Source organism: Streptomyces sp. YKOK-I1, from assembly GCF_054660435.1.
In genome coordinates this window covers 84,970-97,157 of the sequence record NZ_BAAGDR010000004.1, presented here as the reverse complement: position 1 = coordinate 97,157, position 12,188 = coordinate 84,970, and the positions used below count along the sequence as shown (strand labels likewise).

11 protein-coding genes are annotated in these 12,188 nt (G+C 70.9%); 8 read left to right on the top strand and 3 right to left on the bottom strand.

Translation table 11 applies throughout. The features are described 5' to 3' along the window. Window positions 1-448: 448 nt before the first annotated feature. Both ACYQ8Q_RS45385 and ACYQ8Q_RS45380 read left to right on the top strand, forming a co-directional pair. Entirely contained in the window at window positions 449-1,777 is a 1,329-nt protein-coding gene (locus ACYQ8Q_RS45385; protein WP_460074174.1) for a hypothetical protein, read from the top strand. After that, window positions 1,774-4,911: a helicase associated domain-containing protein gene (locus ACYQ8Q_RS45380; protein ID WP_460074172.1), complete on the top strand. Its 3,138-nt coding sequence runs from the start codon at window positions 1,774-1,776 to the stop codon at window positions 4,909-4,911. The genes ACYQ8Q_RS45385 and ACYQ8Q_RS45380 overlap by 4 nt, the downstream gene beginning before the upstream one ends. A gap of 61 nt (window positions 4,912-4,972) precedes the next feature. Here the strand turns inward: ACYQ8Q_RS45380 and ACYQ8Q_RS45375 are convergent, their stop codons facing one another. Next, entirely contained in the window at window positions 4,973-5,485 is a 513-nt protein-coding gene (locus ACYQ8Q_RS45375; RefSeq protein WP_460074170.1) for an AAA family ATPase, read from the bottom strand. A gap of 270 nt (window positions 5,486-5,755) precedes the next feature. Between ACYQ8Q_RS45375 and ACYQ8Q_RS45370 the strand changes: the two genes are divergently transcribed. Then, complete coding sequence (locus tag ACYQ8Q_RS45370) at window positions 5,756-6,241, top strand: hypothetical protein (protein WP_460074168.1); 486 nt, start codon at window positions 5,756-5,758, stop codon at window positions 6,239-6,241. A 57-nt stretch (window positions 6,242-6,298) separates the two neighbouring features. Here the strand turns inward: ACYQ8Q_RS45370 and ACYQ8Q_RS45365 are convergent, their stop codons facing one another. Next, a complete protein-coding gene (locus ACYQ8Q_RS45365; protein WP_460074166.1) occupies window positions 6,299-6,625 on the bottom strand; it encodes a hypothetical protein in 327 nt (108 codons plus the stop codon). 167 nt (window positions 6,626-6,792) lie between these two features. On the opposite strand from ACYQ8Q_RS45365, the gene ACYQ8Q_RS45360 reads away from it, so the two are divergent. Beyond that, the gene (locus ACYQ8Q_RS45360) at window positions 6,793-7,065 is read left to right on the top strand and encodes a hypothetical protein (RefSeq protein WP_460074165.1); all 273 of its coding nucleotides are present in this window, start codon (window positions 6,793-6,795) and stop codon (window positions 7,063-7,065) included. A gap of 6 nt (window positions 7,066-7,071) precedes the next feature. Here the strand turns inward: ACYQ8Q_RS45360 and ACYQ8Q_RS45355 are convergent, their stop codons facing one another. Then, entirely contained in the window at window positions 7,072-7,545 is a 474-nt protein-coding gene (locus ACYQ8Q_RS45355) for a 2'-5' RNA ligase family protein (protein WP_460074186.1), read from the bottom strand. 626 nt (window positions 7,546-8,171) lie between these two features. On the opposite strand from ACYQ8Q_RS45355, the gene ACYQ8Q_RS45350 reads away from it, so the two are divergent. The 4 genes from ACYQ8Q_RS45350 (at window position 8,172) to ACYQ8Q_RS45335 (ending at window position 12,074) form a co-directional block, all read left to right on the top strand. Further along, window positions 8,172-9,074, top strand: a complete 903-nt coding sequence (locus tag ACYQ8Q_RS45350) for a replication-relaxation family protein (RefSeq protein WP_460074183.1) — start codon at window positions 8,172-8,174, stop codon at window positions 9,072-9,074. Window positions 9,075-9,557: 483 nt separating this feature from the next. Continuing rightward, a complete protein-coding gene (locus ACYQ8Q_RS45345; protein ID WP_460074164.1) occupies window positions 9,558-10,892 on the top strand; it encodes a 3'-5' exonuclease in 1,335 nt (444 codons plus the stop codon). A gap of 211 nt (window positions 10,893-11,103) precedes the next feature. Then, window positions 11,104-11,736 (top strand): hypothetical protein, encoded by a 633-nt coding sequence (locus ACYQ8Q_RS45340; RefSeq protein WP_460074162.1) that lies wholly within the window; start codon window positions 11,104-11,106, stop codon window positions 11,734-11,736. Window positions 11,737-11,828: 92 nt separating this feature from the next. Further along, entirely contained in the window at window positions 11,829-12,074 is a 246-nt protein-coding gene (locus ACYQ8Q_RS45335; protein WP_460074160.1) for a hypothetical protein, read from the top strand. Window positions 12,075-12,188 lie beyond the last annotated feature (114 nt).

Below are 12,188 nucleotides of genomic sequence, written 5' to 3'. Positions count from 1 at the left end.
CCGCGGAGCGGGTACCACATCGCTGCGCGATGTGCAAGCGGGGCGGTCGCTGCGCTCCCGCTGCCCGTGCGGAGCACGGGCGGATCCCTGCGCTGCGCTCCGGGATCCGGTGGGGCCGGCCGCGATGCGGCGCGGCGGGCGCGCGGTGCGCGCCGGGCGGCTGAGAGGGTGTCAGGTACGGCTAGTGGGGGCCTTTCGTTGGGGAGTTGGGGAGTCCTGCGGACTCCGGGCGGGTCCGCTGCGCTCCCCCGCCTGACGGTCCTTCCGGCTGCGCCTCCAGAACCTTGGGGCCCGCTGGTGCGGGCGGGGCTGGCTATGGGGGTGGGGGTCACTCGTTCGTGTCGGGTTCCAGTATAGCGTGTGCATCAGGTTGATGCAGCATGTACCGTTGGCGGAAACACGAGACACCCCCCAACCACACGGGGCGGGGTAGAGGGAGGGAGGCACCTTGAATTCGTTGAGTTTCGAAATGCGCCTCAAGGCGCGGGAGGAAATCCACCGTGAGGTTACCGGCTTTACCTCGGCAGAAATCCACGAACGGTATGTGGCTGCGGGTGGGCTGGAAAGCCGCGAGGACCGGCCGGGTCCGCTCAGCACGGAAGACCGGCTGGCAGCAGTCCGGCGGAACGAACTGCTGCGCATCTCGAATCTGATGGCCACCGCAGGGTGGGAGACCTACTCCCCCGACAACGACCCGGAGGTGCACCGCTGGCGCCAGGCGCAGCGGGAGCGTCAGGAGCGCGAGAGCGGTGAGCAGGGGCCGACCCTTGAGCAGATCCGCTACCGGATCGTGGCGCAGCGGACCGATCCGGAGCACCCGGGCGCGTCCAGGCTGACGCACTACGCCTACGGGCGGTCGGTCGAGGAGGCCGTCACCAAGGTCCGCAAGGCTCATGAGAAGCCGGGCGGGGTGTACGGGGACCAGGACCTGTATCGCGTGGTGGAGGTGGTGGAGGAGAGCCCGGACAGCGAGGTGCGGCAGCAGGAGGAGGCCCGCCGGCGGTACCTGACCGCCATCCTGGAGAACGCCACCGCCACCGTGCGCGGCCGTGAGCCGGAGGACCCGGATGCGGACATGGTCAGCCGCCTGGACGACTTCTTCACCCGCGCCGTCACCTTCCCCGACCCGCACACCCCTGGTGTACATCCCCGGCCCCACCAGGCCACGTTCGGCTGGACCACCACGCCGCCCGGGATCGAGCACGCCAGCGACCCCGGCCGCGCCCTGGCCCTGTTCCTCCTGGCCTACCTCGATCACCACGGCCTGGACCTGGCGAGGGCAGCCGTCCGTAGTGGCGACGGGTCCACTCTGCCGCCGGTGGAGGTCGGCCGGCCTTCGGCTCGTGCAGCGGAAGAGACCGAGCCGTCGGCGGAATTTGTCGAGCGCGTCCTGGACCTCTGCGAGCAGCACTACGCGGCCGTGACCGGCACCAACTCCGAGCAGTGGGACCGGGAGTCGTCCCGGGAGCTCGTGGTCCTCGCCTTGCGGACCGTGCGCCTGGCGGAGCCGGAGAGCTACCCGCGGGCGCTGGAGACCTACCTGCACGAGCACCGGGCGCGGCTGGAGCGGCTGTGGCGCCGCTACGGGCCCGACGGGGTGTTCGCGGGCGAGCTCGTGCTGATCGACCTGCCCGCCTGCTTCATGCTGTGCGAGAGGATCGAGAAAACACCGCTCTGGCTCGAAGGTGTCTGGTCGAAACAGGGCCAGGAGGAAAACGCGCTGGAAAGGCTTCACCACAGCTGGCTCTACGACACGAGTGAGGAGGACGGGCGATGAGCAGGATTCCGCTCAAGAAACACCAGATCGACCAGAAGTCGAGTTTCCGTCGGTGGGTCGGATTCCCTGCAAGGTCATCTGTGCCCCCTCAGGGTGCCCGTGGCACGATCGTGTCAGCGACCGGGTCCGGAAAAACGATCATGGCTTCTGCGTGCGCGCTGGAGTGCTTCCCGGACGGCCGGATCCTCGTGACCGTGCCGACCCTGGACCTGCTCGTGCAGACCGCCCAGGCGTGGCGGGCCGTGGGGCACCAGTCCCCGATGGTCGCGGTGTGCTCGCTGGAGAACGACCCGGTGCTGAACGAACTGGGCGTGCGCACCACCACCAACCCGATCCAGCTGGCCCTGTGGGCCGGGCACGGGCCTGTCATCGTGTTCGCCACGTACGCCTCTCTCGTGGACCGCGAGGACTTCGACGACCCATCGGGCCAGGGCAGCGTTCGCGGGCCGCTGGAGGCCGCTCTGGCGGGTGGAGACCGGCTCTACGGGCAGCGCATGGACGGTTTTTCGCTCGCCATCGTCGATGAGGCGCACGGAACCGCCGGTGATCTTGGGAGGCCGTGGGCGGCGATCCACGACAACGCCCGCATCCCGGCGGACTTCAGGCTCTACCTGACCGCGACCCCGCGCATCCTGGCCTCGCCCCGCCCGCAGCGCGGGAAGGACGGCCAGGAGCTGGAGATCGCATCGATGGGCCAGGACTCGCAGACCTACGGGCCGTGGCTGGCCGAACTCGGGCTCTCGGAGGCGATCGAGCGGGAGATCCTCGCCGCGTTCGAGATCGACGTGCTGGAGATCCGCGACCCCTCCCCCGTCCTCGGGCTGTCGGAGGAGGCACTGCGGGGCCGGCGCCTCGCGCTGCTGCAGACCGCCCTCCTGGAGCACGCCGCCGCGTACAACCTGCGTACGGTCATGACGTTCCACCAGAAGGTCGAGGAAGCCGCGGCGTTCGCGGAGGCGCTGCCGAAGACCGCTGCCGAGCTGTACGTCACCGAGACCGATGACGAGACCATGGTCAAGGCGGAGAAGTCGCTCCCCGCGTCCTCGATCGACGCGGAGTTCTACGGCCTGGAGGCCGGCCGCCACGTCCCGCCGGACCGGGTGTGGTCGGCGTGGCTGTGCGGCGACCACCTGGTGGCCGAACGCCGCGAGGTCATCCGGCAGTTCGCCAACGGCATCGACGCCAATAACCGGCGCGTACACAGGGCGTTCCTCGCGAGCGTTCGCGTTCTCGGGGAGGGCGTGGACATCACGGGCGAGCGTGGGGTGGAGGCGATCTGCTTCGCGGACACCCGCGGCTCCCAGGTGGAGATCGTGCAGAACATCGGCCGCGCACTCCGGCTGAACCGCGACGGCTCCACCAAGGTGGCCAGGATCATCGTGCCGATCTTCCTGGAGCCGAACGAGGACCCCACCGACATGGTCGCCAGCGCCAGTTTTCGCCCCCTTGTAGCCGTTTTGCAAGGGCTCCGCAGTCATGATGAACGACTCGTTGAGCAGCTCGCCTCCCGCGCCCTCACCAGCGGCAAGCGCAAGGTCCACGTCCAGCGCGACGAGAACGGCCAGATCATCGGCGCCGACGGCGAGGGCGACGGCGAGGGCCAGGAGCACGACGACACCCAGGCCGCCGCCGAATCGGCACTGCTCCACTTCTCCACGCCCCGGGACGCCGCCACGATCGCCGCGTTCCTGCGCACCCGCGTCTACCGGCCGGACTCCCTGGTGTGGCTGGAGGGCTACCAGGCCCTCATCCGCTGGCGGGCGGAGAACGAGATCACCGGCCTCTACGCCGTTCCCTACGACACAGAGACCCAGGTCGGGGTGACGAAAGATTTTCCCCTTGGGCGATGGGTCCACCAGCAGCGGAAGGCACTGCGGGCCGGGGAGATGGAGGAGCGGCGCAAGGAGCTGCTGGACGCCGAAGAGGCTGGCATGGTGTGGGAACCGGGTGAGGAAGCGTGGGAGAACAAGCTCTCCGCGCTGCGCTCGTACCACCGGGCCACCGGACACCTCGCCCCCCGCCAGGACCAGGTGTGGGGAGAGGGCGAGGCGATGGTGCCCGTCGGGCAGCATGCGGCCAATCTCCGCAGGAAGGGCGGCCTCGGGAAGGACCCTGAGCGCGCCACGGTGCGGGCGGCACAGCTGGCGGCGATCGACCCGGACTGGGACTGCCCGTGGCCGCTCGACTGGCAGCGCCACTACCGCGTCCTCGCGGACCTGGTCGACGCCGACGGCGTCCTGCCGGCCATCCAGCCGGGTGTCCTGTTCGAGGGCGATGACCTGGGCAAGTGGCTCGCACGGCAACGCGAGGCGAGCACCTGGGCGCAGTTGTCCACCGAGCAGCAGGAGCGCCTGTCCCAGCTGGGCGTCACACCGCTTGAGGCGCCGTCTCCCGCACCGGCGGCCACGCGGTCGAGGAAGGGCCCGAGCAAGGCCCAACAGGCCTTCCAGCGGGGCGTACAGGCCCTCGCGCAGTGGGTGGAGCGGGAAGGCGCGGACCGGCCGGTGCCGCGCGGGGCCAGCGAGGAGATCGCGGCCGACGGCGAGGCGGAGCCGGTGACGGTGAAGCTGGGCGTGTGGGTTTCGAACACCCGGGCGAGGCGGGACAAGCTCAGTGCCGAACAGCTCGCCGCCCTGGCCGCGTTGGGCGTCGACTGGGCAGGCCCGGCCCCGGCCGCCCCGGCCCCCGCAGACAGAGGCTCCGAGCAGCCGGCGCCGACGGAGACGTCCGTGCCGGAGCAGCGCGACGCCGACGCGATGACGGACCAGGAGCGCGAATCCGAGGCGGCCCGCGGCCTGGCGCGCATGAAGCGCCTCACCGAGCTGACCCGGAAGCACACCAAGGCCGAACTTCTGCGCATGGCCTACGCGGGCGGCCTGGTACGCCACAACTCCCCCGAGCAGTGGCGCAAGGATGAGATCGCCTCCGCCATCGTGGACCAGGAACTCCGGGCCGCCGCCCGGGCCGGGACCGACCAGCCTCCCGTCCCTCCCGCGTCGGCCGCCCCGCCGAAGCGGCCGCGGGTACGGCACCACCATGACGAGTGCGACACGGTGCTGTACGAGGGCGGCGCCTGCACCTGCGACCTGATCGAGCAGTACGGGCCGCCCTCCGAACGGGAGGACTCCTACTGAGACGACCTCTGGCCGCTCCCCACCGGACTCCGGGCCTGTCGAGGCCCGGAGTCTTGTGCGTTCACGGGATGAGGCGGTGCCAGATGAAGACGCAGCTCTGCAGGCTGGCGAGTGACGGCCGACGCAGCACGGACCGGATCCGCTCGGGGCCCACCAGGACGACGGGCATCCGTCGCTCACGCTCTTGGAACAGGCTCCACAGCGCGTAGACGTACTGCAGGGCCTCGGTCCGCAGCAGATGGGCATCGCGTACGACCACCACTGGCCAGGAACGCCGTGCGAGCTCGTTCTCGACAGCCTGCTGAGCGTCGGCCAGCCGTCGCGGCCTGGCACCGAGGTACAGAGCGGCGTGGAACGCGTCCAGGAGCGCCGCGAGGCTGGCGGGTGCGGCGGTCGTGACCACGACGGGGTCGGCCCCGTCGCAGCGGCTGAGAGCGGCCTCCACCACAGCTTCGCCCTGGACGTCCTCCGGCGCGATGACGCACAGCAGCGCGCGGACCTCAAGGATGTGGCGCAGGTTCTCGGCAAGCGCGGAGAACGCTTCGTCGGACACGGCCGTGGCGACCTCGCCCATGGTCCCTCCCCTGGGAGCTGCGTACGGGACGCGAACAGTCCAGCACGTTCGCCGGCGAAGGCGGAGGCATGGATGTCATCACGGCACAGATTGACCGGGCCCGTTCGAGACGTGAGCAGCTGTGCCGGACCAGGAGCGGGGACTGCACGACGCGCCCCGGGGCCTCATGCTGTCGGCGCAGTCGTACGGACCGCGTCGGCCGCCGTCGTCTCCGGGCTTTCGAGGCGGTCCGGGGCGTGTCGCGCAGGCGGAGCCGTAAGTTGGTCGGGCATGAAAGACGTCACCACCGCGGCCGGCACCATCGTGCCCGGCGCCGCGATCGAGCAGCTGCTGTTCACCGAGGACTGGCTCGCGGAGGTGCGGGCCATCGCGCACGACACCATCACCGAGCGGGCCTCGTACGCGTACGAGAACGCCTACGCCCTGTCCGGCGGCAGGGAGTTCCACGAGGACGCGCACTCCGTCGCCGTCACCAACCTCCTGCACTGCACAGCGAACAGCATCGTCGCTTTCGCTCTCCACCACCTGCGGCCCCTGCTGCCTGATCTCACCGATCAGCAGTGGGACCGGATCGACGCGGCCGTGACCGCTCTGGACCTCCGGGTGTCCGAGGACCTCATGGGAGCCAACGGCACCGATCCCCGCGACGTCCGCGGGCCGGGTCCCGAGCAACTCGCGCTGGCGCCCGAGGTGGCGGGGCAGACCGCTCTGTGGGGCAGCGGTGTGCGCGGGCCCGAAGGCAGCCCAGGGCCGTGACGGCATGCGCGCGGCCCCGGGCGAGGATGCCCGGGGCCGCGGCTGCGTGACGGGTGCTCAGGCGATGTCCTCGTATTCGGGCAGGATCGGCGTCTCCGTCCTCACCCGGAGCCGGATCTCAGCGTCAGCCGGGACCACGCCGACGCCGGCGTCGGCGGCCGCCCTGGCGACGTCGCGTACGGCCATGGGGGTCAGCCGCCAGTCCTGGGTCGTGTGTCCCTGCGGGCAGGTGATCGCCGTGTCCTCGCCGTGTGCCGTCAGCGTCAGCCCGGTCCGTGCACCGCACTCGCGGCAGGTCACCGGCGTACGGGAGCGGAACCCCGCTCGTGAGTCGTAGAACCACGCCTCACCGGCGGACCGTACCTCGTACTGCGCCCCGTCCATCTGCGCCCCTCCTGCTGTCGGATGGTCCGGCCTCATCCTCTCGGTGGCTCATGCGTCCGCGCCAGCCCCTCCGTGCGCGCCGTGGGAAGGATGTTCGACGAACCGGACACGGTGATCGTGGGTAGGGTCTGGGCACCGAACCGCCAGCTGGAGCAGGGGGATTGCTGATGGACCCGTCCGGGGACCGGCGTGCCGACGCCGCACTTCAGGCCTACAACTGGGCGCGGGTCGCCGGGAGCCCGGAGCGCGCGTGGAAGGAGCGGGAACAGGCGAGGGAACTGAGCAACTCCTCTCCTGGCGAGCTGAGCACGTGGCAGCGGTGGCTTCTGGACTACCTCAAGGACCAGCGGCTGGGTGTTGAGCAGGCGGTCGCCCTGGCGGAGATGTGGGTCAAGGTCGCCTCGGTGCAGCCGGTGATGCCCGGCGCGGAAGGCAGCTGAGGCGGTTCAGAGCTGCCGTCCCAGCGGTACTTCGGCGAGGACGTCCCACACGATCTCGCGGCGGTCGTGCCATTCGGCCACCAGCGTGAGGGCGGTGACCGGCACCGTGACCGGGCTGCCGGGCAGGTCGGACAGCAGCACCTTGAGCGCGCCGCGGTCCGCCAGGTGCCCTTCCGCCCCGGCGTAGGCGTGGGAGAGATGGGGATAGGAGGCCGACGGGATGCGCGGCCACCGGTCGCCGACCACCGTACGGTGCGCCTGCCAGGTCATCTCCCACAACTTCCGGTGGGGCCGGCCGGGGTAGCCCTTGCTCTCGATCGCCACGGTGCCGATGTCCGGGCGGGACAGCGTCACCTCGAACGCGTCGGTGTCGGCGGCCCGGCGGCCCACCTCCCGGGTGATCTGGTCGACTTCCCCGGCGCTCGCGCTGTCCTGCGGCCCGGCATGCAGCACGGTGATGTGCATCCACTGCGGCCTCACCGGACACAGGCCAGGTTGCTCGGACAGCAGGCGGTAGGGCTCGTACAAGTGCGTACGGGCGAAGTCCTCGCCGGGAACGATCAGCCAGTGCAGATCTCTACGCCCTGGAGGCCACGCGTGGGCACGGCCTTCGACTCTGGCAAAGAAGTCGTCCACGAGATCTCGCCTCTCGTTGGCAATCCGCGCACACGCGCCGGGATTCGGATCTTCCCCGGCGCGGTTCCGAACAACCGTCCGGCGTCGCGCGCGGCCCCGCCGTCGCGCGCGAGCAACACCGCGGCGCCCGATCCCCTCGCCCGCCGCCCAGGGCCTGTCCCACCCACCCACTTCTCTGTTCTTCCTGCTGTGGGGCGTGGACTCGGGGGCGTAGAGGGGATGTCGGCCTCCCGACCACGGCAGGGTCAGCGTGGTGACCTGCGGATTCGCGGACGGGTGCGGCAGGGCATGCGGGCGGTTGTCGGACGGGTTGTCGGCGGGGATGCGGGCCGGGTCCACGGAGGTGTTGTCGCTTCGTGACCGTGGTCGGGCCTTCGTGGTCGGGGTTCTGGTCGGGGCCGGCTGCTGCTGTGACCGGTACGCGCGGCGCCGCGCAGGACGGCGCCGCACCGTACGGGAAGCGAGCAGAGATGATCGGCGTGGACGCAGGCAGCGGGGACCGGCTGGCGCTGGGCGTGCTGGCGCAGTACCGGATGGCCACCACAGAGCAGATGCACCGGGTGATCGCTCCCTCGGTGCGTATCGAGCAGACCCGGCGGCGGCTGGCCCGGCTGCGTGTGGAGGGGCTGGTCGACCGGATCACCCTGCCGCAGGCCGGTCGGATGAGGGTGTGGTTCCCGACCGCGTACGGCGTGCAGCTCGCCTCGGAGTGGCCCGAGCTGCGCGGGCGCCGGCCCTCCCGGACCGTGTCCGATCCGACCGCCGTGCGGTTGAAGGCCGGCCACACGCTGACTGTGACCGAGACGGCGCTCGTCTTCCTCGAGGACGCCCGCCGCCGCGGCGATGTGTGCGAGCCGCTGGACTGGATCCCCGAGGTCCACCATCCGATCGGGAGCGGCGAGGCCGTCATCCCCGACGCGCTCCTGTACTACCGGCGCGGTCCCGCTGACGGCGACAACGGGTCGATGCTGCGGGCGTTCGTGGAGGTCGACCGGGCCACCATGGGTCCCGAACGCCTGGCCGCCAAGCTGACCGCGTACGAGCGCCTCCACCGCTACGTGCCCGTGGTCCCGGGGCGCCGGCCGACCGTCCGGGAGACGGCGGTTGAGGAGTGGCGCCGGCGCTACCCGCTCTTCCCCCGCGTCCTGTTCGTCCTGGACGCCACCGGACCGGCCGGTGTGGAGAACCGGATCAGCGCCCTGCGCGCGGGGGCCGGGCTGCTGGCGCCGTCCCGCTTCCCGCACGACGTCCCCGTCCTCGCGGCGCCGCTGGCCGATCTGCTCCAGCGCGGCCCCTCCGCACCCGTGTGGCGCCCCGTCCACGACCCCGGCCACCGAGTCCGCTGGACGGAGTCCGGGCACCGCCAGACCTGACGCACGGCCGCAGCAGACGACGGCACGGGTCTGTACTTCGCCCGCAGACCCTCCGTAGCGAAGTAGTCGGCCACCGGACAGGCACGTATCCGCCCCTTGTCGACCTGGTCAGTCGCGTGCGCTAACGCCAACTTCTCACCAGCCGAGGCCATACGAGGGGCACCACGAGAAGCACTACGAGGGACACCACGAGGGGCGCCAAGAAGGGCAACACGAGAAGCAACCAGCCGTGGTCGGGGCTGGACACGGCACAGCCGGAGGCGTGGTCGGGGTCATGGTCGGGGCCGACCACGCTGCCGACCACCGCGGCGGCTCCCGGGCTCCGCAGGACGCCCGAGCGGGTGACTTTTTCCCTCGCATACGCGAGCGGGTATCTAAGCGCATACGCGCAACTTGCCCATTTTCCATGTCACTTGACACTGATTCATACTTTATGTCACGTTCCATTGCGATTGGTCGCCGCTAGGCCGAAGGAGGCAATTCGTGAACGAGGTGTTGACCGCGTCGGCGGGCCAGGAGGACGGCGTCGACCCGGACCGGGTGGCCCGGGGTGAGCCGCTGAAGTTCGTGAAGGGAGTGCCGGTGTACGCCACCGGCCGGGCACCGGCGTACCTGCGGACGAAGGCCCAACTGGGCGCGGTACGGCGCAAGCCCGCTGTGGGACAGCGGCCGGCCGCGTACATCTACGTGCACTGGTACAGGACCCGGGTCGCTCTGTGGGACCCGGAGCAGTCGGTGAAGATGCGGCCGCTGTCGGCTCTACAGCGTCGGCAGATGCAGCAGCGGCGGACCTGCACCGACTGCGGTGAGGCGTTCGAGGTCCCGGTGTGGGGGATGTGCGGCGTGTGCCGGGACCGGGAGGACCGGCGCCTGGCTGATCTGCACCGCCGGACGTGCCAGGACTGCGGCACCGTCTTCCAGACGCCAGCGCCCGCCAGGAGCTGGGGCAACGGGATGTGCCTGGCGTGCGAGGAACGCCGTGAGCGCGGACGGCGGGTGGCGCTGTCGCTGGTGGAACGCTCCTGCCGGCGGTGCCTGGTGCAGCTGTACCCGCTCACCGTGTGGGCGGGAATGAGCGAGCGCGAGCAGACGATGGCCGACTGGCACTGCACCCCGTGCGACCAGGAGATCGAGCAGGAACGCATCGAGGCGCAGCAGCTCGCGGACCGCGCCCGGTGGGACGACCTCGGGCCCACCATCGCGTGGGCGCAGAAGATCCTCGCCGACCCGGACGGCTACGCGGTCCTGGACACCGAGACGACCGGCCTGACCGCGACGTCACGGATCGTGGAGATCGCCGTCACCACGGTGTCCGGGACGGTGCTGCTCGACACGCTGCTCAACCCCGGCGGCGAGCCGATCCCCGCGGAGGCCACGGCGATTCACAAAATCACCGACAACATGGTCGAAGACGCGCCCACCTTCTCCGAGGTCCTCCCCCGTCTCACCGAGGCTCTCGCCGGGCGCCGGATCGTGATCTACAACCGGGAGTACGACACCGGGCGCCTGGGGTGGGAGCTCCACCTGCACCACCTCGCCCAGGGCACCGTCGACCTGGCCAGGCACCCGCGGTACGGCGCCCGGCGGCACGCGGCCGCGCAGGCCTGGCTGGACGCGCAGGCGTGGGAGGAGTGCGCGATGGAGCAGTACGCAGCGTTCTTCGGCGACTGGCACGACTACTGGGGCAGCTACACCTGGCAGAAGCTGCGCGGCGGTCACCGGGCCCTGGGCGATGCTCGTGCCGTCATCTCGCGGCTTGAGGAGATGGCCGCCTACCCCAGCCCCTTCGAGAACGCGCCGGAGCCCGCTGCCGCGTGACGCCGTCAGGGCCGCGCTCGTTGAACCGTGCTTGCGGAGCAAGGGATGAGCCTCCGGGACCGGCCAGGTTCCGGAGGCTTCGTCGTCCCACCCCACCGGCAGCGCGGCATAAGCGTTCGTTGCTCAGATGCCCAACACCTTCATTCCGATCATCCCGGCACAGCCGTAAGCGCTCGTATCCCAGACCCGGGCGGAGCGGGACACTGGAGGCGTGTCACGAGGACTCGGGCGGGTACAGCGGGCTGTGCTGGCGTACGTGCGCAGCGAGCCCGGCGGCCTCAGCACCGTCGACGGGACCCCGCTGGCCGCCTCGGTCACCGGTCTCGCCCGCGTCGTCTACGGAGTCGAGCAGCCGACCGACGCCCAGCGTGCCGCCGTACGGCGGGCGGTGCGCCGCCTCGAGGCCGACGGCCACGTCGAAGTCCACCGTCGGCCCGTCGGCCGCACCTACACCCAGCAGCGCGCCCACCCGCGCTTCTGGCCGCCGCGCTACGACCGGCGTCTGGCGGTGTGTACCGGCAAGGACGGCTGCCCGGGGTGCGCGGCGGGCGACCGGCCGTCGATGTACTTCACCGCGGACGTCGTGGCGATGTTCATCGAGCACTACGGCGGCCTCGCCGAGGGCGACCGGCAGCTGTGGCGGGCGACCGCGCACGGCTGGCACCTGTACCCCGTCCCGCTGCCCCGGCCCGCGGACGACTACCGCTCGTACGAAGTCGAGATCACCGAGCTGTGCGTACGGCGGGCCCTGACCGACGAAGAGCACGCCCGGGCCGAAAAGCGGGCGCAGGAGTTCATCCGGCCCCACGTCGACGCCATCCGTGCTGCGCTCCGGGGCAGTTGAGCAGCGCGGACGCGGGTTATCCACAGGCCCGAACGCGATCAGCGGCTCTTTCGTACGCTGCTGCCCGAGTCGATCACACGGGGGTGTACGGGATGCGGTACGGCGTGGTGGTGGAGGAGCTCGCGGTGGAGGTCATGGCGCAGCTGCCGGACGACCGGGCGCGGCGGGAGGTGATGGCGCTCGTGGAGGTCGCACGGATGGATCCACGGGCCTGGCCCGACGTCCGTGACCCGGGCTCGGTGGAAGAGATCCGGGAGGCATTCGGCCGGCGGTGCTGGATTCAGTACATGCCGCACGTCGGAGCAATCGAGGTCCGGGACATCGGATGGGCGGGCTGATCAGGAGCGTCTCCCGCGATGGCGGCGTCGACCAGCTGCTCCAGGGCGTGGGCGTACCCGTCGTGGTCCACGCTGTCGTCGACGCCGATCATCTCCTGCACCAGCACCGCCAGC